Source organism: Streptosporangium sp. NPDC006930 (assembly GCF_040635605.1).
In the GTDB taxonomy this organism is placed as follows: domain Bacteria; phylum Actinomycetota; class Actinomycetes; order Streptosporangiales; family Streptosporangiaceae; genus Streptosporangium.
In genome coordinates this window covers 87,158-110,946 of sequence record NZ_JBEYID010000004.1, presented here as the reverse complement: position 1 = coordinate 110,946, position 23,789 = coordinate 87,158, and the positions used below count along the sequence as shown (strand labels likewise).

Annotated in this window: 21 protein-coding genes; 8 read left to right on the top strand and 13 right to left on the bottom strand. The window is 70.1% G+C overall.

The genetic code is table 11. The annotated features are described in order from the left end of the window. Window positions 1-11: 11 nt before the first annotated feature. From ABZ664_RS09175 to ABZ664_RS09155, 5 genes are all read left to right on the top strand, one after another. Entirely contained in the window at window positions 12-686 is a 675-nt protein-coding gene (locus ABZ664_RS09175; protein ID WP_362505403.1) for a hypothetical protein, read from the top strand. After that, on the top strand, window positions 683-1,480 hold the full coding sequence (locus tag ABZ664_RS09170) for a hypothetical protein (protein WP_362505400.1): 798 nt from the start codon (window positions 683-685) through the stop codon (window positions 1,478-1,480). Before ABZ664_RS09175 ends, ABZ664_RS09170 begins: the two co-directional genes overlap by 4 nt. A 299-nt stretch (window positions 1,481-1,779) precedes the next feature. Then, window positions 1,780-2,238, top strand: coding sequence for an MFS transporter (locus ABZ664_RS09165; RefSeq protein ID WP_362505398.1), 459 nt, complete (start codon window positions 1,780-1,782; stop codon window positions 2,236-2,238). Continuing rightward, window positions 2,121-3,065, top strand: a complete 945-nt coding sequence (locus ABZ664_RS09160) for an MFS transporter (protein WP_362505395.1) — start codon at window positions 2,121-2,123, stop codon at window positions 3,063-3,065. The genes ABZ664_RS09165 and ABZ664_RS09160 overlap by 118 nt, the downstream gene beginning before the upstream one ends. A 246-nt stretch (window positions 3,066-3,311) precedes the next feature. Then, entirely contained in the window at window positions 3,312-4,952 is a 1,641-nt protein-coding gene (locus tag ABZ664_RS09155) for a DUF885 domain-containing protein (RefSeq protein WP_362505392.1), read from the top strand. A gap of 283 nt (window positions 4,953-5,235) precedes the next feature. Here ABZ664_RS09155 and ABZ664_RS09150 read toward each other — a convergent pair whose 3' ends face one another. Continuing rightward, the gene (locus ABZ664_RS09150; protein ID WP_362505389.1) at window positions 5,236-8,391 is read right to left on the bottom strand and encodes a BTAD domain-containing putative transcriptional regulator; all 3,156 of its coding nucleotides are present in this window, start codon (window positions 8,389-8,391) and stop codon (window positions 5,236-5,238) included. Window positions 8,392-8,748: 357 nt separating this feature from the next. Beyond that, the gene (locus tag ABZ664_RS09145; protein WP_350943812.1) at window positions 8,749-8,898 is read right to left on the bottom strand and encodes a hypothetical protein; all 150 of its coding nucleotides are present in this window, start codon (window positions 8,896-8,898) and stop codon (window positions 8,749-8,751) included. A gap of 252 nt (window positions 8,899-9,150) precedes the next feature. Here ABZ664_RS09145 and ABZ664_RS09140 point away from each other — a divergent pair, with 252 nt between their 5' ends. Genes ABZ664_RS09140 through ABZ664_RS09130 form a run of 3 tightly spaced genes read left to right on the top strand, consistent with a single transcriptional unit; the run spans window position 9,151 to window position 11,044 of the window. Beyond that, a complete protein-coding gene (locus ABZ664_RS09140) occupies window positions 9,151-9,489 on the top strand; it encodes a hydroxyisourate hydrolase (protein WP_350943813.1) in 339 nt (112 codons plus the stop codon). A gap of 41 nt (window positions 9,490-9,530) precedes the next feature. Next, complete coding sequence (locus tag ABZ664_RS09135; protein WP_362505384.1) at window positions 9,531-10,370, top strand: BTAD domain-containing putative transcriptional regulator; 840 nt, start codon at window positions 9,531-9,533, stop codon at window positions 10,368-10,370. After that, window positions 10,367-11,044 (top strand): hypothetical protein, encoded by a 678-nt coding sequence (locus tag ABZ664_RS09130; protein WP_362505381.1) that lies wholly within the window; start codon window positions 10,367-10,369, stop codon window positions 11,042-11,044. The genes ABZ664_RS09135 and ABZ664_RS09130 overlap by 4 nt, the downstream gene beginning before the upstream one ends. A 226-nt stretch (window positions 11,045-11,270) precedes the next feature. Here ABZ664_RS09130 and ABZ664_RS09125 read toward each other — a convergent pair whose 3' ends face one another. Genes ABZ664_RS09125 through ABZ664_RS09075 form a run of 11 tightly spaced genes read right to left on the bottom strand, consistent with a single transcriptional unit; the run spans window position 11,271 to window position 23,770 of the window. Next, the gene (locus ABZ664_RS09125) at window positions 11,271-12,317 is read right to left on the bottom strand and encodes an FAD-dependent oxidoreductase (protein ID WP_362505378.1); all 1,047 of its coding nucleotides are present in this window, start codon (window positions 12,315-12,317) and stop codon (window positions 11,271-11,273) included. A 13-nt stretch (window positions 12,318-12,330) separates the two neighbouring features. Further along, entirely contained in the window at window positions 12,331-13,635 is a 1,305-nt protein-coding gene (locus ABZ664_RS09120) for an MFS transporter (protein ID WP_362505374.1), read from the bottom strand. Further along, window positions 13,632-14,870 carry an ATP-grasp domain-containing protein gene (locus ABZ664_RS09115; RefSeq protein ID WP_362505371.1) on the bottom strand — a complete coding sequence of 413 codons (1,239 nt, stop codon included), beginning with the start codon at window positions 14,868-14,870 and terminating at the stop codon, window positions 13,632-13,634. Before ABZ664_RS09115 ends, ABZ664_RS09120 begins: the two co-directional genes overlap by 4 nt. Window position 14,871: 1 nt before the next feature. After that, window positions 14,872-16,251: a cation:proton antiporter gene (locus ABZ664_RS09110; RefSeq protein ID WP_362505368.1), complete on the bottom strand. Its 1,380-nt coding sequence runs from the start codon at window positions 16,249-16,251 to the stop codon at window positions 14,872-14,874. Between the two features lie 5 nt (window positions 16,252-16,256). Then, window positions 16,257-18,062, bottom strand: a complete 1,806-nt coding sequence (locus ABZ664_RS09105; RefSeq protein WP_362505365.1) for an ABC transporter substrate-binding protein — start codon at window positions 18,060-18,062, stop codon at window positions 16,257-16,259. A 2-nt stretch (window positions 18,063-18,064) separates the two neighbouring features. Then, a complete protein-coding gene (locus ABZ664_RS09100) occupies window positions 18,065-18,436 on the bottom strand; it encodes a hypothetical protein (RefSeq protein ID WP_362505362.1) in 372 nt (123 codons plus the stop codon). Next, on the bottom strand, window positions 18,433-19,281 hold the full coding sequence (gene ddaH, locus ABZ664_RS09095; protein WP_362505359.1) for a dimethylargininase: 849 nt from the start codon (window positions 19,279-19,281) through the stop codon (window positions 18,433-18,435). Before ddaH ends, ABZ664_RS09100 begins: the two co-directional genes overlap by 4 nt. Then, window positions 19,278-20,522: an ATP-grasp domain-containing protein gene (locus ABZ664_RS09090; RefSeq protein ID WP_362505357.1), complete on the bottom strand. Its 1,245-nt coding sequence runs from the start codon at window positions 20,520-20,522 to the stop codon at window positions 19,278-19,280. Before ABZ664_RS09090 ends, ddaH begins: the two co-directional genes overlap by 4 nt. 11 nt (window positions 20,523-20,533) lie before the next feature. After that, window positions 20,534-22,069, bottom strand: coding sequence for a class I tRNA ligase family protein (locus tag ABZ664_RS09085; protein ID WP_362505354.1), 1,536 nt, complete (start codon window positions 22,067-22,069; stop codon window positions 20,534-20,536). After that, the gene (locus ABZ664_RS09080; RefSeq protein ID WP_362505352.1) at window positions 22,066-22,431 is read right to left on the bottom strand and encodes a cupin domain-containing protein; all 366 of its coding nucleotides are present in this window, start codon (window positions 22,429-22,431) and stop codon (window positions 22,066-22,068) included. Before ABZ664_RS09080 ends, ABZ664_RS09085 begins: the two co-directional genes overlap by 4 nt. 40 nt (window positions 22,432-22,471) lie before the next feature. Further along, entirely contained in the window at window positions 22,472-23,770 is a 1,299-nt protein-coding gene (locus ABZ664_RS09075) for a SidA/IucD/PvdA family monooxygenase (protein ID WP_362505349.1), read from the bottom strand. Between the last annotated feature and the right edge of the window lie 19 nt (window positions 23,771-23,789).

Here is a 23,789-nt window from a genome sequence, read left to right as displayed (position 1 = left end):
CAGGAAACGCATTGAAAATCCACGCCCGTACGCTGGCGGGCGCGCTGCTCGTCGGCGCCCTGGTCGGCTGGGCCGCCCCAGCCTCCGCCCATCCCTTCGGACCGCCGTCCACCGCACGGATCGGGGCCGACGGCTCGCAGGTGACCATCTCGTGGCTCCCCGCCGAGGATGACTGGGTCGCGCTCGGCCAGTCGCTCGGCGCGTTCGAGGACCCCTCCACCGGCACGGTCTCGACGGAGCTGACCGGTGAGCAGAAACTGGGGCGCTCAACGGCCCTCCGCGACTACCTGCTGGAGAAGATCACGGTCGCCCAGGCCGGCCGGCCGTGCCAGAGCCGGCTGGAGGAACTCCGGGCGCTGCTCGTCGACGGCGCCCGGTTCGTCTTCGACTGCCGGAGTCCGGTGACCGAGGTGGAGGTGACCGTCGCCGCCCTCACCGATCTCAACACGGCGTACCGGACGATGCTCATCGCGGACACGCCCGCCACCCCCGAGCAGACCCTCTTCACCGAGGCGGTCAGCACCCAGCGCCTGAGCTTCTCCGGCACGGCGGAGGGCGGCACGTCCTGGCAGACGACAGGTGTCGCCGTCGGCGCCGCGGTGCTGCTGGCCGGATCGGGCGCGTTCACCATGCTGCGGACCCGGCGCAGGACAGGCACGACGAGTACGACAGGTAGGCGACCATGACGGAACTCAGCGGCTTCGAGAGCCGGTTCATCTCCCTCTTCGACAACAGGGGCGTCTTCTGGGCGGTCCTCGCCGTCGCCCTCGTCGCCGGAGCGATGCACGCGGTCGCCCCCGGGCACGGCAAGAGCGTCACCGCGGCCTACCTGGTCGGCACCCGGGGCACCTACCGTGACGCGCTGCGCCTGGGAGTCATCGTCGCCCTGATGCACACCTTCTCGGTGCTTGTGCTGGCGTTCGCCTGGGTGGGGCTGAGCAGCGCCGCGAGTTTCGGCACGAAGAGCGTCACCGCCTGGATGCAGGTGCTGGCCGGCGTGATCACGATCTGCGTCGGCATCCACCTGACCTACCGCCACCTGCGAGGACGTCGGCTTCGGGCGCAGGCCCAGCACGGCCACGGCCACGGCCACGGCCACGGCCACGGGCACGGGCACGGGCACGGGCATCAGATCGAGGAGGGGCCGGATCCCTGGTCGCGCCGGGGCCTCGTCGCGCTCGCCCTCTCCGGTGGACTGCTGCCCTCGCCGTCGGCGTTCGTCGTCCTGATGAGCGGGCTGCTCACCGGCCGGGCCTTCGACGCCGTCACCCTCGTCGCCGCCTTCGGCGTGGGGATGGCCCTCACCCTGACCGGCGTGGGCATCGTGACGATCCGCGGCCTCACCCTGCTGACCCACGGAACTCACCGGTGGTCACTCGCCTCCACGATGATGGCCTGGGCTCCGGCCGCCGCCGGCCTCGCGGTCTCCTCCGCCGGAGGCCTCTACCTCGTCGCGGCCCTCGGCACCATCACCGGCTGACAGCCCCGCCGCCCATCAGGGTCCCTCCGAACCGGACCACGGCGAAAAAGATCGTTCTCGATGAGCTCGCGGCCAAACGGCTGGACATGACGCGTCCGGCGTTGCTAACTTGCGCCTATGTCCAGCCCCGAGGCATCCAGACACTAGCCACCGGTCGTCCGGTGGCCGGCCACCGTCGTCGCGTTGAGGCCTCGCGGCCAATGAGGCCGCGCTCACTGCCGTCCGCGACCACCGCCACCGGATCGCCATAGCGCAGGCTGTGCTCGACCTGGACCGAACGTCACCTCCGTGACGTCGGCATGGTCTCTCGCGCGGTGGCCGCACCCCGATCGGACGGTTCCTCTCTCCGACACCGGCGCGGCCTATCGCCTCCTTATCGATCCACAGTGTGGTCGCGGAGTTTTGTCATGCCATTCGTTGTTCACCTGCTCGGACTGGCGGTCTTCGCCCAGGCGACGTCCGAGTTCATGCTGTCCGGCCTCGTGCCGGGCATCGCACGGGACCTGCACGTGTCCATCCCCGCCGCGGGATTTCTGACCTCGGCGTTCGCGGTGGGGATGGTCATCGGCGCGCCGCTGATGGCGATCCTGAGCCTGCGCCGGTCGCGACGTCGCCGCTCCTCACCTTCCTCATCACCTTCATGCTCGTCCATGTCCTGGGCGCGGTCACCACCGACTACGGGGTGCTGCTGGTCTCCCGGGTCGTCGGGGCGCTGGCGTGCGCCGGGTTCCTGGCGGTGGCCCTGGCGACCGCGATGAGCCTGGTCGCACCGAACGCCAAAGGACGCGCCACCTCCGTCCTGCTCGGTGGGGTCACCATCGCCTGTGTCGTGGGCGTTCCCGGCGGTGCGTTGCTGGGTCAGCTGTGGGGGTGGCGCTCGGCGTTCTGGGCGGTGGCCGTCCTGTCGGTGCCGGCCATCATCGCGATCCTGCGGTCGGTACCGGCCGACGGCCCCGAATCCAACCACACGAGCGCGCGCGGTGAACTGCGCTCGCTGCGCGATCGGCGGCTTGTGGTGATCCTGCTGCTGGGATGCCTGGTGAACGGCGCGACGTTCTGCTCGTTCACCTACCTCGCGCCGCTGGTCACCACCGTCACCGGAATCGAATCCGCATGGGTGCCCGCCGTACTGGCCCTCTTCGGGCTGGGTTCGTTTCTCGGTGTCACCGTCGGCGGCCGGATGGCCGACGTACGACCTGTCGCGCTCCTGGTGAGCGGCGGGGTGGCCCTGCTCGTCGGCTGGATGGTGTTCGCGGTGGCCGCGGGGAGCCCGGTGGCGACGACGGTGCTCGTCCTCGTCCAGGGAACCCTCTCGTTCGCCGTCGGGTCGACGTTGATCTCGCAGGCACTCTACGCGGCGACCGGGGCACCGACCCTGGCCGGTGGGTTCGCCACGGCCGCGCTCAACGTGGGCGCCGCGCTCGGTCCCTGGTTCGGTGGAATCTCCATCGGCGCGGGACTCGGTTATCGCTCGCCGCTGTGGGTCAGTGCGCTGCTGGTGGCCCTGGCACTCGCCACCGCCGGTGTCGCCTGGGGGATTCGACGCGGGGCGGCCGGCTTCCGCGAGGAAGGCGTCGCGTCGTAGCCGACCGGGATCGAGGCGGCGCCGGGTCGAGCCGGTCGTCCGGCGGAGGAGCATGAGGGAAGCCCCCGGCCCGGCCGCCTCCTGCTTGTCCGGCATCGTTGTCCGGTGCCGGACAAGCGGGGCGCGGAGCTCGAAAACGAATCGGGCAACGGAGTCCCAGCCGGCCGGAGGACTGGTTTCCCCAGGTCCTGGGGTCGGATAGCGAAGGAATAGGGGGCCGATGCCGGGCCTTCCTAAGTTTCGGACATGAGCACTCCGATCTTCGCGCTTTGCGATGAGTACGTCACCCGCTGGGCGGCACTGGACCCGATCGCGGCAGGTGCCGAGGGCATCGTGTCCGACTTCGTAGCCGCCACCGACCACAGTCCCGCCGGGAGCGCCGCCCGGGCCGAGATGATCCGCTCGACCTTGAAGAGTCTCGACGAGCTGGTCCCGACCGGTGAGCCGGACATCAGGGCGGCCACCCACCTGCGGGAGCGGCTGGAGGCCGAGCTCGCCTGGCACGACACGGGCGAGCCGCTGCGCTGGGTGGCGGCGCCCTACGGGCTGCCCTACCGGGTGCGCTCCAGCGTCGTCCTCCTCCCCCACGGCAACGACGACGAATGGCGTGATGTCGCCGCCCGCCTCGCGGCGATCCCGGAGATGCTCGCCGGGTGGCGGGAGAGCCTGGAGACCGGTCTGGCGATGGGGCTGCGGGGTGCCCGCAGGCAGGCGCTCGCCATGGCGGACCAGGCCGACCAGTTCTCCGGCGCCGGCGGGACTCCCCCGGCCCACGACGCCTTCGTCGCCACCTACGGTGAGGGTCCGGTCAAGGAGGAGCTGCTCAGCGCCGCGGCGGCGGCCCACGCCGCGTACGCCGACGCCGGGCGCTACCTGCGCGAGGAGTACGCCCCGAGGGCGGACGAGGCCGACGCGGTGGGCCCCGAGCGCTACGCGGTCGTCGCCAGGATCAGTCTGGGCGCCGACATCGACCTGCGCGAGGCGTACGAGTGGGGCTGGGCTGAGCTGGAGCGCATCGGAGCCGAGACGGCCGCCGAGGTCGAGCGGATCAAGCCCGGTGCGACCATCGAGGAGGCGACCGCGATCCTCAACGAGACCCAGGCCGTCGACTCGCTCGAGGAGTACCAGGCGTGGCTGCAGGAGCGCCACGACCGGGCGATCGAGCAGCTGAACGGCACGCACTTTGACATTCCCGAGCCGCTGCGGCTCATCGTGGCCGAGGTCGACGTGAGCTCCACCTCCGGCGCCGCCTCCTACAACGCGCCCAGCGAGGACCTGTCGCGGCCGGGCCGCACCCTGTGGCCGGTCGGGGGCCGGACCCGCTTCGCCACCTGGAGCGAGCTGACCACGATCTTCCACGAGGGCGTGCCCGGCCACCATCTGCAGTTCGGTGCGATGCGCATGGCCGGCGACACCCTGTCCAGGTTCTCCAAGGTCTCCTGGGTGGACGGCCACGGCGAGGGGTGGGGCCTGTACGCCGAGCGGCTGGCCGACGAGCTCGGCTGGTTCACCGACCCCGGTACCCGGCTGGGCATGCTCAACTGGTCGGCGCTGCGTGCCGCCCGGGTCGTCATCGACCTGGGCGTCCACCTCGATCTTCCGCTGCCCGACGGTTCGTCGTGGACCTTCGAGAAGGCCTGCGAGGTGCTGCGCGAGCAGGGCCGCTGTGAGCCGCACCGGGTCGAGGCGGAGGTGGTGCGCTACTTCGGCTGGCCCTCCCAGGCCATCTCCTACAAGCTGGGCGAACGAGCGTGGGTGCAGGCCCGCGAGGAGGCCAAACTGCGCCTGGGCGACGCCTTCGACCTGCGTGCCTGGCACACCGCCGCGCTGGAGCTGGGGCCCGTCGGCCTGTCCAGTCTCGCGGAGGCCCTGCGCCGCATCTGCTGAGCACCGGCGATCCGGCGGCGCCGATGGTCTCGTGACCGGCGGCACGACCGGTCACGACCGCCCGGAGAGGTCCCTCCCGGACCTCTCCGGCGGTTCGTCGCTCACGTCTTCGGAGTTCGCCGGACCGTCTCCGCTCCGGGCCGTTCGGCTCAGGGCACCGGCATCCATCCACTTTCGACCGGGTCGGGCTCAGGACACCGGCGCCCTCGCCCTCAAGGCGCTCAGGAACTCGGTGCCCTCGGCCGTACGGCGCTCAGGATCTCGGGATTCGACCGTACGGGGCTCAGGACGCCGGGACCTTCCGTGCCCGGTCGTGCGGGCGTGCCTGACGGGGCGAAGGAAGGTTCTCCAGCTGGGCGCGCACCCTGGCGGCGATCGCGGGGGGCATCGTGTCCGCCAGTTCGAGCGCCTCCTCGGAGACGCTCCGCGCCGCCTCCTCCTCGTCGACGGCGAGGTAGGCCGCGGTGAGCATGACCAGGACGCGCACCTGGTGGAGCGGCGCGTTGATCTTGTGGAACAGGCCGAGGGCCTGGTGGAAGCGGCCGATCGCCTGTTCGGTCTGGTCGCAGGCGAGCGCCAGCTCACCGAGCCCGAGCACGACCCTCGCCTCGGCGAGTCTCTCCCCCGCGGTACCCGCCACCTCCAGGGCGTTCTGGAGGGTGGTCTCGGCCTCCTGGAGGTCCCCCTGGCGCAGCTTCGTGATGCCCAGGCCGTGCAGGGCGTACGCCTCGCCGGTCGGGTCGCCGATGTTGCGCACGGTCGTGAGCGTCTGCTCGAAGACCTCCGCCGCCGACGCGAAATCCTCCAGCCTGAGGTAGGTCTCGCCCAACCGGTGCAGCACCTGCGCCTCCACCCTGCGGCTGCCACCGACCCTGCTGAGTTCCAGCGCCTCGCCCAGCAGACGTCTGGCCTCTTCGAGTTCGTCGCAGTCGAGCCTGATCTGGGCCATGCTGTGCAGCACGTAGGCGGAGGCGACCTGGTCGCCGGTGCCGCGGAAGATGCCCAGCGCGCGGTCGTAGCGTTCCACCGCGTCGTCGAGTTGGCCGCTCATCCGGTCCAGGAAGGCGATGTTGCGGATGACGAGGGCCACCCCCAGGTCGTCCCCGGCCTCCTCGAACAGCTTGGCCGCCGACTCGAAGTCGCGCCGCGCGTCCCCGAAGCGCTGCTCGGCGATGTAGAGCGACCCTATTGAGTAGAGCATCGCCGCCTGCCCCCGGCGGTCCCCGGCCTGCCGGGCGGCTGCCAGCGCTATCTGGTGGGTCTCCCGCCAGTCGTCGAAGTAGATTCTCGACTCGAACAGGGTGACCGCGCTGATCGCGAGATCCCAGCACAGCTCGACGAACCCGGCCTGCGCCGCCTGGCGGATGCCCGAGACCAGCGTCAGCCGCTCGCGTTCGTACCAGGGCAGGGGGGCCATCACCAGCTTCTCGACCAGCCGTCCCGGCAGCGGCCAGCGCGGCGCGTCGCTGTGGACCTGCACGTAGTCTCCGCCGTACTCGCGGCGGTGCGCCTCACCGGTCAGGAAGAGCAGGCCGCCGAGCACTCTCTGCAGCGCTGCGTTGCGGTCGGCGACCGCCTCCTCGCCGGCGAGGCGCTCGCGGGCGAACACGTGGATCAGGTCGTGGAAGCGGTACTGGCTCTGCACGCCGTACCCGGCGTCGGTCGTCTCGACCAGCTGGGCGTCGGCCAGGTCGTCGAGCAGGTCCTGCGCGTCGGAGGGATGGCAGTCGAGCAGCGCGGCGGCGACCCAGCCGGAGAAGTGCCGGGACTCCAGGATGGCGAGGCGCCTGAACAGGCGGCGCGCGTCCTCGCTCACGCTCTCGTAGGTGAGGGAGATGCTCGCCCTGATGCCCAGGTCGCCGTGTTTGAGCTCGTCGAGCCTGCGGGTCTCGTCCTCCAGCCGTCCCACGAGCTGGTCGATCGACCAGTGCGGGCGGGCGGCGAGCCGCGCGCCCGCGATGCGCAGTGCCAGCGGCAGGTGGCCGCAGAGGTCCGCCAGCTCGGCCGCCGACTCCCGCTCCGCCTGCACCCGCTCGATGCCCGCGATTCTGGAGAGCATGTCCACCGACTGCCTGGAGTCGAAGAGACCGACGTCGAGGTGGGCCGCGCCCGGCAGGCCCGCGAGCCTGCTGCGGCTGGTGATGATCACCGCGGCCTCGGGGTTGCCGGGCAGCAGGGGCAGCACCTGGCTCTCGCTTCTGGCGTCGTCCAGGACGATCAGCATCTTGCGCCCGGCGAGCAGCGCGCGGTACATCTCCGCCCGCTCGTCCACCCCGTCCGGGATCGCGTTGCCCGGCACGCCCAGCGCGCGGAGGAAGCGTTCGAGCACCTGCCCGGAACCGATCGGATGGGACTCCCCTCCGTGCAGGTCGGCGAAGAGCTGGCCGTCCTCGTAGCGTCCGGCGACGCTGTGCGAGACGTGCACCGCGATCGTGGACTTGCCGATGCCCGGTTTGCCGACGACGGCGATGACGGGGACGGCGAGCCGCTGACGGTCCTCCGCGGCGAACGTGAGCTGGCGGCGGATGGCCTCGACCAGCTTGATCCGGCCGGTGAAGTCGGCGATGTCGGTGGGAAGCAGGCGGGGAACCGTCCGGCGGGCGGCCGGCGCCTCCTGCGGCTCCGCGTGGCGTTGGGAGGATTGCTGTTGCTGCTGTTGCTGCTGCTGTTGCTGTTGCTGCCGCCCCGGCGCGTCGATGCTCTCGTCGGAGGTGAGGATGGCGTACTCGAGCTGCTGGAGGCTCTCGTTGGGTTCGATGCCCAGCTCGTCGATCATCGTCTGGCGGGCACGGCGATAGACCGTGAGCGCCTCGGCCTGGCGTCCCGAGCGATAGAGCGCGAGCATCAGCAGGCCGCGCAGCCGCTCCCTGAGCGGGTGCTCCTCGACGAGCTCGCTGAGTTCGCCCACCAGCTCGTGGTGCCTGCCCAGTTCCAGCTCGATCTCGACGCAGTCCTCGTTCGTCGTGATCCGGCGCTCGCTCAGCCTGCCGACCGCGGCCTGCACGAGCCGGCTCTCCTGGCCGTCGAGGGCCGGCCCTCGCCAGAGGGCGAGCGCGGCCCGATAGTGCCTGACGGCGTCCTCCAGGTGGCGGTCGTCGCGAGCCTGGCGGGCCTGGTTCAGCAGGCCCTCGAAGTTCTGGGAGTCGAGTTCCCCCTCGGCGACTCTTAGCGTGTATCCCTGGGAGTGGGTCGCGATGACGTCGGGCCCGCCGTTGGCGGCGAAAAGCCGCCGCAGCGAGGAGATACAGATCTGCACCTGCGCGCGCGATGTGCTGGGGAGATCCTCTCCGTAGATCGCGTCTGTCAGCCGTCCGATGGTGACCATTCGGTTGGCCTCCAGCAGGAGGCAGGAGAGGACGACCTGTTGCCGAGGCGCGCCCAGATCCAGAGGGCGAGCGTCGGCGAGGACCTCCAGGGGGCCGAGGATTCGATACTCCACCGAATCTCCTTACAGAATCGCGGCCTGACCAGGAATTCTCCGCACGGTTGGTGTAAGAGAGACATCAGGGATCTAACCGCTGCCTTAAAGCAGGCAACAATAGACTCAACCCCACCTCTCCGCGATCTTCGGACATATAACCCGACGATCACGGCGAGCAATTTTATATGCATGAAACGTGGTCTGTCCGGGATCATACAACGTCACTGATGGGAGAACCAGTGGGGTTTGTGAAGGTCTGACCCAACTTGCGACTAACGTGCGGGTTTGTGACATGAACAAGCGGCCGGGCCCTGGAAGGCTCCGACCGCTCCGGTGAACTCCCACCGCCGGCGACCCGCCGGGTGGGTGTGTGCTTCAGCCCCAAGGGGTGTTGCTGGCGAGCACGGTGGTCTTCGCGGCCCCGTCGGCGACCGAGGGGACAACCGCGGCGAGACCGAGGCATCCGAGAACCGCGATGGCGGAGACGATGATCCGGAGGGTGTTGATGCTCGCGAATTCCCGCATTTCCTGTACCTCTTCTTCGTGTCTCGCAGGCCGTTCACTGCTGTCCGCCTGTCTGCTTCAAAACGTAAACAGCCCCCCTATCCGCGCCTTATCCGATCTCTTCTGATCCGATATCCGGCACGAAAATGGGCTCGGGTAGCCGATGGATAGCGGGCCGAAAGCGGACGGATAGCCCTCCCGTGGAGCCTGATAGGGCCGAGGTCGCGCGATACAGGTCACGCGGCCCCGAACCAGAAGATGGGTATCCTCACCATGAGCATCGCCACGCAGGCACTTGACGGCGTCTATGGCCGATCCGCGGCCGGTGTCCGAGCTCGCCTGGAGCGCGCCTCGGGTAACGGCTGGGAGCCGGTATCCGAGGGCGAGACCGACATCGACGGAAATGTTAAAGAATGGGTGGACGAATTCATGGAGCGCGGGCTCTATCGTCTCATCCTCGCCACCGACCACTATTTCGCCGGGCTCGGCATGACCACCTCCTACCCGGAGATCACGGTCATGTTCAGAATGCACGACGATCGCATGCCTTATCAGGTCCAGGTCGTACTGGCTCCGCACTCGTACTCGACGTGCTTCGGCGTCCGCGGGTGAGTCCGCGAACGGCGGAGTCCGTCCTCCCAAGGGAAGCGAACATGCCCGTTCAACAATTGGCGAAAGCCGGCCCCCACAACCCCGGGCAGGACGAGGGCACCCCCTCGGTCATCGCCCGATGCCTGAGCAACTTCCGCCTGGAGGTCGACGGGCAGGCCGTCTCACACTGGCGTGCCGGCAAGTCGCGGGCCCTGTTCCAGTACATGCTGGTCAACCGTGAGCGGTTCGTCCACAGGGACCGGTTGCGCGAGGTGCTGTGGCCGGAGCGGGAGGGCCACCCCTCCAGCTCGCTCAAGGTCGCCGTGCACGGCGTGCGACGGGTGCTCAACGAGTTCGAGGGGAGGGACGGCTTCTCCCTGCTCCACCAGGACCGCGGGTACGTGCTGCGGACGAACAGCGCGTGGGTGGACATCGAGGAGTTCCAGCGCGCCTTCGACCGAGGCCGGAGCGCGTGGGTGGCCAAGGACTACGACACCGCGATCGCGTGGTTCCAGCGGACCGCCGACCTGTACGTCGGGGACTTCCTCTCCGGCGAGACCGGCGACTGGATCAACGAGCAGCGGCAGTGGATGCGCGCGACCGCCCTGCGCGCCCTGACCTCGCTGCGCACCGAGGCTCTGGAGCGCGAGGACTGGCCGGCCGCGATGCACTGGTGCCGCAGGGCCCTCGACGTCGATCCCCACCACGAGACCACCTACCAGACCCTGATGATGATGCACGGCGAGCTCGGCGAGCTCGGCCGCGTCCTGAGCTGGTACGAGGTGTGCCGCCACCGGTTGCGTACCGACCTCGACGTCGAGCCGAGCGAGCGCACCGAGCGGCTGCTGGCCACGCTCATGCGAGGCCGGAGCCGGCCGCCCCTGACGGGTCAGCGCCTGTGACGGCGCCCGTGAGGGAACTCGCGACCTCTCTCGGCCGGGGGCCCGACCTGGAACGCCTGCGCGCGGCGGTCGGCGAGTTCGCCCGCTACGGCGCGGCCGACAGGTCGTGGGAACGGCTGTTGCTGGCGACCGGGCCGCAGGTCGACCCCGCGCTCGCGGCCCATCGCCGGGCACTGCTCGCCTGGTTGAACGCGTGGGGGTGCCGGCTGCGCTATCCGCGTGACGGCGAGCCCGACGTCTTCGGCGCGGAGACCGCGGCCTGGTGGGAGCGCTGGAGAGAGCACCTGCCCGGCCAGGACGCCACGCTCGCGACGCTGGGCGACACGGAGATCGACGTGCTGGGCGGGTGTTACGCGGACCTGTCGGCGATGCGGGCGACCCCGGGGGCCAGACCCCGTTCGCTGGGGCCGACCGCCGCGACCAAGATGCTGCACGCCCTGCGCCCGGGGGCGCTGATGCCCTGGGACGCGGCCATCGCCGAGGCCCTGCACGGGGCGCGTACGGCGGACGCCTACCGTGCGCACCTGCGGATGGGCCGGGACTGGGCACGGCACCTGCTCAAGGAGACGGGTCTCGGCGAGCGAGAGCTGGCGGTGGAGCTGGGCCGCCCCGGGCGTCCGCTCGCGAAGATGCTGGACGACTACTGCTATCTCGCGTTCACCGCGGCGACCTGACAGGCCCTCGCTGCGACCGGCGAACCCGCCAACTGCCGCGGAGACGAGCAACCCCACCGGACTCCCCCTCACCGCGGCGTTCACGACCGGCGACCCCGCCGGATGGCCGCTGAGACAGGCGCCCCCACCGGGCTCCCCCTCACCGCGGCGTTCACGACCGGCGACCCCACCGGATCCCGTCTTCGGAGCGGCGGGGACGCGACCCGCACGGGCCGCGTCCCCGCGCTCAGCGCAGCGACCTGACCAGGCTTCGCGCGGCCGTGCGGCTCGCGGCGAGCACGGTCTTGCCCGCGCCGCCGCTCCCTCCGGTGAAGGTGTAGACGCCCTTGGCCAGGGGACGCAGCGACAGCCCTCCCGTGGGGTGGTAGCACTCGACCGCGGTGACGGCCTTGACCGACCCGTCGGCCGGCCGGTATCCGATCCTGGCCTCGGCGACGTCGAGGATCCTGCTGGTGAGCACGGGGTCGGTCGGCACGGTTCCAGGGGTGATGTCCCATCTGTCGGTCGGCAGCCCGAGCAGGACCCGCCCCTCGGCGTAGGACCTGCCGTACAAACCGGACGTCTCGTCGACGAACGCGTTGGGCCCCCTGCCCGAGGTGGGGCCGAGCACGTACTGGATCACCTTGGTGCGCAGCCCCGCGTCCGACAGGCCCGTACGGGCGAGAAGGCTCTGGGTCCACGCCCCGGCGGCCACCACGACGGCGTCGAACCTGGCCGGGCTGCCCTCGGCCGGCCGGACCTCGGCCTCGGCGGTGATGCCCTCCACCTGCCCGTCGGTGACGAAGGCGCCCGACCTGGCGAGCTCCACCAGGAGCCGGTCGCGGAAGGCGTTCGGGGAGAGGTGTCCGGCACGCTTCTCGACGACGGCCACGCTCCCCTCCGGCAGCTCGCGGAACGTACCGCGGCTGCTGAGCTCCTCACCGCTGACCAGGGAGATCGAACCGGGCAGGCGGCTGCGTACCAGCTCCACCAGGCCCTCGGTGCCCGGCCCGAGGCCGGGCAGCAGGTACACCGAGCCGGTCTCCCGGTAGGAGGCCCATTCCCGCAGCTCCCGGTTCGAGTGGAGCTCGGCCAGACTGTCGGCGGCCTCCAGGCACAGGGCGGGGTCGGGCTCGAAGGCCCTGGTCAGGCCCCCGGAGGCGGCGCTGGCGTCGGCCCTCCTGTGCGGTTCTCCGGTGTAGAGGTGGACGGAGCTGCCCCTGACGACCTCGCACAGGCGCCAGGCGAGCATCGCCCCGGCGATCCCACCGCCCACGACGGCGATTCTGATCATGTAACTCCTCCGTTCATGTCGCCGAGGCGGTCGCGGTGCGCGACTCGTCGGCCTTGTTCGGGTCCCGCATGCCGATCAGGCCCGCCACGGTCGCGATCGCGGAGAGCAGGGCGGCCCACAGCCACACCGAGCGCCCCACCTGGAACCACACCAGGGTGCCGATCACCGGCCCGATCGCGGTACCGAGCCCGAAGACGCTCTGCATGGCGCCGATGTAGCGTCCGCGGAGCCGCTCGGGGCCGGCCAGGGCGGGGTAGGCGAACGTGGTGGGTCCACCGATGATCTCCGAGAGCGTCCAGACCAGGGTGCCGAGCATGAACCAGATCGGGAGCGGGGAGATCGCGTAGATGGCGTAGCCGACCGAGACGAGACCGAGGCCGAGCAGCGCGGTCAGCCGGATCGGCCACTTCTGCACGACCTTCGTCATCGCCAGCTCGCAGGTGATGACGATCAGGCCGTTCAGCGAGACGGCCGCGCCGTACCACCACAGGCTGAGGCCGGCCGCGGAGATGTCCAGCGGGAGGGTGGCCGTGTACTGGCAGTAGACGATGGAGGTGAGCAGCATCGCGAGCAGGTAGACGCTGTAGCGCCAGTCGGCGAAGACCGCGAGATAGCCGGAACGGCCCTCGGCGGGCGCCGCCTTCGCGGCCTCCGCCTCCGCCAGCTTGGCCGCGGCACGCACGGCCTTCGGCGCGCGCCGGGGCAGCGCGAACATCACGATGCCGCCGAAGATCAGTGCCGCGGCGGCCTCTCCCCAGAAGAGCGCGTTGTAGGAGACGGCGAGCAGCGCGGCGCCGATGAGCGGGGCGGCGGTCATACCGAGGTTCAGCCCGAGCCGGTACATCGCCGTGATCATCACGACCCGGTGTCTCGGGGTGAGCTCGGTGAGCATCGTCTGGGCCGCGGGCCGGTAGAACTGGCCGACCGTGCTGACCATGAAGACGGCGGCCAGAAGCAGGGCGTAGGTCGGGGCGTAGAGGATGGACACGATCAGCAGGGCCGAGCCGCCCATGCTGATCAGGGTGACCGCCCGGGCGCCGAGCCGGTCGGAGAGCGAGCCTCCGGCCAGCGAGCCCACCACCGCGCCGGCACCGTACACGCCCAGCGCGAGCCCCGCCTGGGTGGCGGAGAAGCCCCGGTCGGTCAGGAACAGCACCAGGTAGATCTGGATGAACGCGGCCAGCCTGCTGATGAAGCCGCCGAAGAGCAGTGCCTTGACGGCGCGCGGGGCCTCTCGCAGGGTGACGAAAACCCCGTCGTCCTGCTTGCGCGGGGGTGTCCCGGACAGGTCGTTCTCGTTCTCGATAACGGCGGTCATGCGGCTGCCTTCACCTTCAGGTGTGCCTCGGCTGCGTCCAGCGCGGCCCGGCACTCGTCGACGGTCGGGGATAGCGCGGTGGCGTAGGCGATACGCCCCCACAGGGTGCCCTTGGGCGGTGGTGAGACGGTCGCGCCCGCGGCGACCACCGGGACCGCCCGGTCGATCTCCGCGGGCAGGCCGGCCTCGTCGAACTCGATCGACTCGATCGTGGTGTCGTCCTCGGCGACGTAGAAGAAGCGCACGCCGCCGACGAGCTTGCGCTCGGGGGCGATGTCGGGGGTACGGCCACAGGCCACCGCCGCGGCGGCGAGGCCGGGGTCGATCCCGGTGGTGATCATGCCGAGGTAGGGGATCATGTCCCCGCCCAGGCGCGCGTTCACCTCGATGACGCGCAGTCCCCTGGAGGAGAGCTTGACCTCGGTGTGGGTGAAGCCGTCGGTGAACCCGAGCGCGGTGTGCGTGTCCTGCAGGACGCGGCAGAACTCGGGGTCCTGCAGGAGCTCGTCCTGGGCGTCGACGAAGTGGCCCACCTCCTCGCAGTAGGGCTCGTAGCCGAGGACCTTCCTGCCGAGGAAGAGCGGGGTCACCACGCCGTTCTGGACGACGGCGTCGACGCTGACCTCGGGTCCGTCCGCGAACTCCTCGACCAGGACGGGGATCTCGAACGTCGCGCCACCGGGGACCCTCAGGTCGTGGACGAAGGCGAACCGCTCCGCCAGTTCCTCGGGGTCCTCCACCTTGATGACGCCCAGGCTGCCGCCGAGGCCGCGCGGCTTGAGGATGGCCGGATAACCGACCGTCTCGGCGGCGCGCAGGGCCTCGTCGAGTGTGGAGACCGCGAGCGACCTGGGCTGCGGGACGCCGAGCGCGTCGAGCGCGACGCGGGTGAGGTGCTTGTCGCGGCAGCGGCGCACCATCTCGGGGTCGCCGCCCGGCAGGCCGAGGGCCTCCGAGACGTGCGAGGCGGCCAGGATCGTCGCCTCGTCCCAGCAGAGCACCCCGTGCACGGGCTCGTGGGCGGCGAGTTCCAGCGCGGCGGCCGCCAGCGCGGGGCCGTCGGCCAGGTCGGCGACGACGGTCCAGCCGGTGACGTACTCCCGCTCCCAGCCGGGCTCGGCGGTCATCATGAGGTGGACGCGGTACTCGGTGGCGATGGAGCGCAGCAGGTACTCGCGGTAGTGCCGCATTCCCGTCGCGACCACGAGGAGCAGCGGCCTGGTGTCGGTGATCATGTCACGCCTCCTTGGCGGTGGTCACGAGCTGTCTGTCGGTACCGTCGGCGCCGTCGGTGCCCTGCAGGGTGTCGAAGAACTCCTCGCGGACGGCCTCGTCCTCGGTGGGGGCGATCCTCGCCGCCGCGAAGCGCAGCAGGGGCGGCGCCATCATCGAGGTCACGACCGCGACCAGGACGATGACCGTGTAGGACGCGGTGGTGAGCACGCCCAGGCGGAGGCCCACCATCGCGATGATCACTTCGATCACGCCGCGGGAGTTCAGGCCCGCGCCGAGCGCGAGGGCCTCCCAGCGGGTCCTGCGGGCGATGCGCGCCCCGAGGTAGGCGCCGCCGAACTTGGCCGCGATGGCGACGGTGAGCACCACGATCCCGGCCACCAGTACGGGCGGGTTGGCCAGTTCCGTCAGGTCCATCCGCAGGCCCGCCGTCGCGAAGAAGATGGGCGCGAGCACCGCGGCGACGAGCGTCTGCAGGGGGGCCAGCCTGGCGACCTTCAGGTCAGGAGAGGAGCCGACGAGCGCGCCGCAGACGAAGGCGCCGAGGATGGCCTCGAACCCCATCGCCTGGGTGGCCGCGGCCGAGAGCAGGATCATGATCGTCACCGCGGCGATCGTGGTGACGCTCCCGCCCCTGTCTGCGAGGCGCAGCACCTTGGCGACCACCCTGCGGCCGAGCAGGACCGACACGGTCACGAGCCCGACGAGCAGCGCGATCGCGGTGAGCGCGGCCTGCCCGGTGCGCGCCCCGGCGGTGGCGAGCGCGGAGACCACCGAGAGCAGGAGCCAGCCGACCACGTCGTCGATGACGGCGCTGCTCAGGATGAGCTGGCCGATGTCGCGGTGCAGCAGGCGCATCTCCATCAGTACCTTGGCGATGACGGGGATGGCGCTGACGCAGAGCGCGACGCCGAGGAAGAGGGCGAAGACGGTGTGGTCGACGCCTTCGGCGATCATCTCGGCGGGGGCGAGGAACCCGATCCCGACGCCGAGGACGAGCGGTACGGTCAGTCCCGCACCGCTGATCACGGCGGCGGTCTTCCCCTGGCGGCGAATGAAGCCCAGGTCGAGGTGCATGCCCGTCAGGCCCACCAGCAGCAGGACGCCGACCTGACCGACCGCGTCGATCATGTGGAATCTGGCCGGGTCGGTGGGCAGCAGCCAGGCGGAGAACTCGGGGGCGACGTTGGCGAGCAGCGAGGGCCCGATCAGGATTCCCGCGCTGAGCTCACCGAGCAGGGCGGGCAGGCCCAGCCGGACGGAGAGACGGCCCAGGACGGTGGCCAGCCCCAGGAGCAGCCCGAGCTGCAGCAGGAGGATCATGAGGTTCTCGGCGGGGATGACGGCGACGGGAGCCATGGCGACCGGCACGGGGATCGGCATGGGGATCAGTCACCGTTCTCGACGTAGTACCAGTTCTCCGGGCTGATCATCCCGAAGGGGTTGATCGGCTCGAAGCCGCGGAGGTTGTTGGCCACCTCGAACAGCCGCAGCGAGAAGTTGGGGATGAAGATGACGGGGACCTGCTCGGCGATGTAGTCCTGGTACTCGTAGAGCGCGGCGGGGTCGTCGCTGGTCAGGGTGCGGTCGATGAGCTCGTCGGCCTTCGGGTCGGTGTAGTGGCCGAAGTTGCCGCCGGCGTCGGTCCGGAAGAGGATCTCGCCGCTCGGGTAGTGGTAGACCCAGCCGCCGCCCCAGGTGCTCAGCTCCCACAGGCAGGGACTGTCGGGCCCGACGACGCAGGGGGCGTCCTCGGCGACCAGGACCGAGCCGTAGACCTCCTGCAGCCGCAGCTCGATGCCGGCCGCGACCGCGTCGTCACGGAACTGCTCCATCAGCCGGGTGAGGGCGGGACGGCCCTCGGCGTACCTGAGCGAGAAGCTGAGCTTGGTCCCGCCCGGGATGCCCTCCCCGGCCTGGCCGGGGCCGGTGCCGGGGTTGACGCAGACGGCCGGCGTCGTGCTGGTGTCCCAGCCGTTCGCCTCCAGCAGCTCGCGGGCCCGCTCCGCGTCGAAGGGCAGGATCGGCGCGCCCTGCAGGGTGGGCGAGACCAGGTCGCTCACCGGGTAGCGGGGCACCGGCCCGTCCTGCCGGTAGGCGTAGCCGTGGTAGATGTCGCGGGCCGCCCGGTCCTGGTCGAGCGCGTGCTGCATCGCCTGCCTGATGTAGGTCTGGGCGAGCATCTTCCCCGCGACGGTCGGGTTGTTGTAGTTGAGCGGGATGTAGCGGATGCAGAAGGCCGCCTGCGGGACCAGCGTGTAGTTCTCACCCAGCGGGTTGGGGCCGCCCTTGGTGGGGTCGTCGGTCGGCTCGGTGCTGAAGCTCAGCGGGAGGTAGCCGACCTGGATGCCGTCCGGCCCGTCCGGTCCCTCCAGCAGCTTCTGGTACTCCTCCCCGTCGGACATGAAGGGGAGCTGCCGGAACTCGTCCAGGTGCGGCTTGTTCGGCCCGGAGTAGTGCTCGTTGGGGACGAAGGTGACGACGCCCTCCATGGTGTAGCTCTTCAGCCGCCACGGGCCGCTGACCACGCTCCACACCGGGCTCGTCGCCCAGTGCACCCGGTCGGAGTTGTCCTCCTCGATGACGCCGCCGTTCTCGCCCATCAGGAAGTCGTAGACCGCGGCGACGTTCTCCAGGCTGTACGAGGCGTCGGAGGGCCCGTCGGCGGTGCGGTCCCAGGCCTTGGGCATCGGGGTGATGGTGCTGAGCTGGTTCATCAGCACCCAGCGCTTGGAGTAGACCTTGTCGAAGGTGAAGTAGACCTTGTCCTCGGCGAGCTTGCCGTAGGAGACGAGGTTGTCGGGGAAGCAGCCCGGCACGTACTCGCCGTAGCGCTCGCCCTTGACCGCCATCATGTTCACCCAGAACAGCACGTTGTCCGCGCAGATCGTCTCGCCGTTGGACCATTTCCAGGGCTTGACGGTGACGGTGACGGTGAGGCCGTCCTCGCTCCACTGCGGGGGCTCGCCGATGCTGAGGTCGTAGTCGACCTCGGGGGTGCCGTGGGTGCCGAAGAAGTAGAGCGGCCGGTACATCAGGATCTGGAACTCGAGCAGGTTGCGGGTGCCGAAGCGCTCGGGCGGGGTGAAGGGGAAGATGATCGAGGGAGGGAATCCGGGGGCGCAGGCCCAGGTCACCGTGCCGCCCTTGACGGGCCGCTCAACGTTCGGACGGGCAATGGTGTTCAGGGTCATGATCAGCTCTCAGTCCTCTGGTGGGGCAGGGCAAAGGTCTCGGGATCGATCTCTTCGAGCAGGGAGACACCGCTGCTCGCGTGGGCTCCGTAGCGCTCCCACGTCTCGTGGAGCAGAACGCGGCCGTCGGGGAGGAGTTCGGGGGTGCTGCGGCAGTGGCCCGACACGACGGCGCCGGTGTCGAGGACCATGGTGTAGGCGAAGTCGAGGGTGCCGTCGGAGGCGCAGAGCCCGGTGAGGGTCCCCCGGCGGGCGTGGCCGCCGGAGAACTCGCCCCACAGCAGGTCGCCGTCCTGGCGGTACAGGGCGATCGGGTGCTCCTCCCCCGCCGGGACGCCGCCGGTGGTGAAGCGGCGTCCGTTGTAGTCGATCATGAGCGGGCCGCCCGGAGTTCGAGGGTGCAGCACTTGGCGCTGCCCCCGGACTTCAGCAGCTCGGAGAGCTCGACGCCGATGGGCTCGTAGCCGCGCTCGCGCAGCTCGCCCATCAGATGGGTGGCCGCGGGCGGCAGCAGGACGTGGCGGCCGTCGGAGACGGCGTTCAGCCCGAACACCTCGGCGTCGGCCTCGTTGGCGATGATCGCGTCGGGGTACAGGACGCGCAGCACGCCCTGGCTCTCCCTGGAGAAGGCCCCCGGGTAGTACATGATCTGGTCGCGGTCGAGCACCGCGAGCGCGGTGTCGAGGTGGTAGAAGCGCGGGTCGACCAGCCTCAGCCCCGCCACGGGCATCCCGAAGAACCTCTCCGCCTCGCGGTGCGAGCGGATGTCGGTGCGAAAGCCGGTGCCGGCCAGCAGGTACCTTCCCGCGTGCAGGTAGTCGCCCTCGCCCTCGTTGACGAAGACGGCCTCGCGGGTCTGGTAGCCGCGGGCGCGGAACCACTCCAGGTAGGCGGGCCCCTCGGCGGCCCGCTCCTCGTGGCGGAACCTGGCCGACAGCACCTTGCCGTTGATGACCGTCGCGCCGTTGGCGGCGAAGACCATGTCGGGGTTGCCGGGCAGCGGTTCGATGAACTCCACCTGGTGTCCCAGGGCGCGGAAGGCGCGCAGCAGGCCGTCCCACTGGAGCCTCGCCAGCGCGCCGTCGACCGGTTTGCCGGGGTTCATCCAGGGGTTGATGGAGTAGACGACATCGAAGTGGGTGGGAGGGCACATCAGGTAGCGGCGGGTGCGGGCGACCCTCAGGGTCCGCTGTGGCGCCTCCTCGGCCAGCTGCGTCATGACAGTTCTCCGTCCCGGACGAACGTGACGTTGATCTTGGAGGCGTAGTCGAGCATCGTCTCCCTGGCGTCCTCCAGGGAGGTGCCGGTGGTGCCCAGGAAGCCGAGGATGCTGTTGCCCTCCGGCGGGCGCCGGACGACGTCCCCGGGCTTGGCGGTGATCTTGAGGAAGAAGACCCGCTCGGACTCGGAGACCTCGGCGGGCACGTCGATCGCGGCGATCTTGCCCGCGTCGCACATCAGGCACATCGCGGTGATGTGGACGCCGGTCGGCCGGTAGTGGCGCACCCTCGGCGCGGCACCGCGGGCCACGTCCATCACGGCGCGGATCGGGTTGTGCGCGGCGGTGATCCCGGCGATGAGGTCCAGCCCGCCGCCACCGGGCCTGATCGCGATCTCCAGCAGGTACGGCTCGCCCTGGTGGAAGCGCACCTCGGCGTGCAACACGCTGCGGCGCAGCCCCTGGGAGTGCGCGCCGGCCCTGACCACGCGGTGGACCGCGTTCACCTGCTCGGGGGTGAGGGCGGTCGGCCCGTGGTGCACGTCGTCGTCGAAGGTGCCCCCCTCGACGGTGATGCGGTCCACGATGGAGCCGAGGTAGACCTCGCCGTCCCAGGCCACGGCCTCGATGAGGAACTCGTCGCCGTCGAGGAACGCCTCGACGAGCAGGCCGTGCGGGCCGAGGTCGAGGCCGTGCGCCTCCATCTCGAACCACGACATCCCCTCGATGCCCTCCAGCGCCTGCGGGAACAGCTCCGCCATCTCCTCGGCATCGTCGACCTTGAACACGAAGTTGCTCGCGGCGCCGAGGGTGGGCTTGAGGATGACCGGGTAGCCGAAGTCGCCGGCCGCGCCGAGCGCGGCCTCCAGGTCGGTGACGAAGCGGAAGCCGGGGTGCGGAGCGTCGTATTTGCGGTGCGCCTCGCGCATCAGCAGCTTGTTGCGGCTGGTCCTGGCCGCCTCGACGCCCACGCTCGGCAGTCCGAGCGCCTCGGCGACGGCCGCGACCGTGGTCACGGCCGACTCCGAGAAGGTGATGATCCCGTCGAAGCGCTCCTGCTCGTGCCACTCCTTGGCCTCGGTGATGAGGTCGTCGATGTTCTGGGAGCCCACGACGCGGTAGCGGTCCTCCGGCCAGAAGTCCGGGGTGCCGATGCCGTTGAGGACGTAGAGTTCCGCGCCGTAGTCCTGAACCTGCTGGTAGCGGGAGTGGTAGTAGGTGGCGTTCTGGCGTGCTTCCATGGCGAGGAGTTTCATCGGGGGCTCCCGGGCAGTCGCGGTAGCGTGAAGGCGTCGATCGTCTCCGCGGAGGTGTCGAGGGTGAGCTCGACACCGGCCGCCTCGGCCTCGGCCGCGACGTCGATGAGGATGGGGGCGGCGCAGGAGAGGAAGGCGCGCACCTCCATCAGGAGGTCGCCGGGCTCGTCGCGCTCGGCGGTCAGCAGCCTCGCGAGCTGGGTGACGATGTTGTCCGCCGCCCGGGTGAGGCTGAACGAGGTGAGGTCGTAGCAGAGCCGGAACCTCTCGACGACCACCGTGGCCCGGCGGCGTCCGGCGTCGGTGACCTTCAGCTCCTCCCCCGGGTCGGTGACGAGGGCGTCGAGGCGGTCGGCGAGCGCGTTCCACGGCTCGCGCAGCCTGCGGGAGGTGACCTTGTCGAGCCCCTCCCTGGTGAAGTTGGCCCGCTGGTCCTCGGGGCAGGTCAGGGCGAGATAGAACCGGACGAGGTCGCGTGGCACCTCGGCGACCAGGTCGGCGCCGCGGATGAGGTGGTTGCGGCTGGTGGAGAACTTCTCGTTCTCCAGCTCATAGAACTCGTTGCAGATGTTGGTGTCGGGGGTGATGTAGCGGTCGCCGTGGGCGAGCAGCATGACCAGGTCGACCATGCCCCAGAAGTAGACGTTGTCGAATCCGTGGAAGTAGACGAGGCTGTTGCCGCTCTCGGCGCGCCAGGCCTGGTCGACGGGGCCCTCCGGCTCGCCGGCCGCCTTCCAGGTGCTGTAGATCGAGGCGGGCATCGCCTCGACCCACGGGTAGAGGATCTGGCCGGGCGTCTCGGCGAAGGGGGCGTCGATCCCCCAGCCCGGCGAGGGCACCGTGATCGGGATCTCGGGAAGCGGCCTGGCCAGGATCTCGCGGATGAGCTGCTTGCTGTGTCCCCGCCAGGTGCTCTCCCGGGCGGCGTAGTAGGCGGTGAGCTCCTTTCGGTAGTTCTCGATGGGCAGGACCAGGACGGTGACCTCCCGCGAGGTCACCGGGTCTGCGGGGTCGAGGACCGAGCGCGGGTCGCCCAGGTCGTCGAAGTGGTTGGGGTGGCCGCAGCCCTCGCACGACCCGCCGCAGCTCTCGGTCAGGCAGGCCGGGCACTCGCCCTTGACCAGCCCGTCGAACAGGTAGGTTCCCGCGTTCTCCGCGTACGGCATGCGCACGGTCCGCGTCTCGAACCGGCCCTGCTCGTGCAGGGCGGTGACGAAGTCGAGCACGGTACGCCGGTAGACGTCGTCGATGGGCGGCATCGGGGCCAGCGAGATGCCCATCGCCTCGACCGACCGCTGGATGCGGGCGGTGGACGTCGCGCACAGCTCGGCCGGCGTGGTGCCGTGCTTGTGGGCGGTCGAGATCATGTACGACTGGCTGTCGTCGGTGCAGGTGTTGTAGTTGACCTCGCGGCCGTCGGCCCGCAGGTAGCGGGCGTAGACGTCTCCGGCGACGTAGGGACCCGCCATGTGACCGACGTGCAGGTCACCGTTCGGCGTCGGCGTCGCGGCGATGACGATCGTCTCCGTCATCTCTCCTCCTGGTGGCGGTTCTCGAACGTGCGGGTCATGTCGTGGTCCCACCAGATGCCGTACATCTCGAAGCTGGCGGTGCCGTCGTTGACGACCCGGTGGTCGGTGCCGGGCGGGAAGTAGACGACGTCTCCGGCGGAGAAGGGGGTGCTCTCGCCCTCGCTCTCCAGAACCGCCTCGCCGGAGACGGCGATGAAGATCTCGTACTCGTGGTGGGCGTGCCGGGTCGAGGCGGTTCCCGGTTCGATGACGCACCAGGCGCCCTCGAAGGGGGCGTTCAGCGTCTCCCAGGGCAGCAGCCGCTTGGCGAGCAGCCCGTTGTCCTGGCGCAGGTGGGCGGGGTCAAAGGTACGGAGGTCCACGGGGGTTCTCCTCGAAGGTTTCTGAGAGGCTCGGCAGGGGTCAGGAGGCGATCGGGAGGGCGAACGGCGTGAGGAGCTCGGCGGCGGCGTTGTTGCCCTGGATGTCGTAGACGATCTCCTCCGCCCGGTTGGCCAGCGTGCTGAGCAGGGAGTCGGCGATGCCGTGCGTGTCCTCGTTCACGCCCTGCAGGTAGCAGGCGGCGCCCGAGCCGGTGGGCAGCGACAGCTTGTAGAAGCGGTCGACGCCGATCTCGCCGAGGCCGGCCTTGGTGGCGAGGTCGCGGATCAGCGTGGGCATCCGGCGGTCGAAGCCGGTGCCGAGCAGCAGGACGTCGCAGGTCAGCTCGTCGTGGTCGCCGCTCTTCCTGTCCCGGAGGGTGAGGACGATCTCGTCGCCCTCGATCCTGGCCCGGGCGATCTCGGCCATCGTGATCATCCGGATCCTCTCCTGTCCGGCGAGGCGCTCCAGGTAGATCTGCCGGTAGAGGTTTTCGAGCAGGCCCGGCGACAGCCCGGCGTAGTTGGTACGGTGCATCTCGCCGAGGAGCTGGCGTCGCGCCTCGGGACGCGACCGGTGGAACTCGTCGACGAAGGAGGCGTAGAAGAGCTCGTTGGTGAACTTGCTGCTCTCGTAGCCGGTGAGGCCGATGGAGCGCATGATCATCGTGCACTGGGCGTTGGGCATGCTCTGGTGGGTGGACCACAGCATCTCGGCCGCGCTCTGCGCGCCGCCGATGACCGCGACCCGGTGCGGGGCGTCGTGGTCGATCTCGGCGATCACCTGGCTGTACTCGGTGCTGTGGATGATCCGTTCGCGGGGGAGCTCGTCGAACACCTCGGGGATGTGGGCGTCACGGCCCGCGCCGACCACCAGGGTGCGGCAGCCGATGGTCGAGCCGTCGGCGAGCCGGACGATCCACCGTTCGACGCCGCCGTCCTCGGCCATGACCGGCTCGACCGCCACGCAGCGCCGGCCGTACTCGATGCGCACCTGAGCGAGCGACTCCGCCACCCAGAGCAGGTAGTTAGAGATCTCCGTTCTGTACGGGGTGAAACTGCCCAGGTTGACGAATTCACTGAGCCTTCCCACGGAGTGCAGGTGGTTCACGAAGGAGAATCTGCTCTGCGGGTTTCTCAACGTGACCAGGTCCTTGAGAAAGGAGACCTGGCTCTGGGCCCAGGGCAGCAGCATTCCCCGATGCCAGACCACGTTCTCGTGCTGTTCTATGATCAGCGTTCTTGTGGCCAGTTCCGGAGCGAGCTCTTCGAGGGCCACGGCGAGGGCGAGGTTGGACGGCCCTGCGCCGAGAGCGAGTAACTCGACTTCCTGGTGCTTCACGATGGTCGCCTCCCGGACG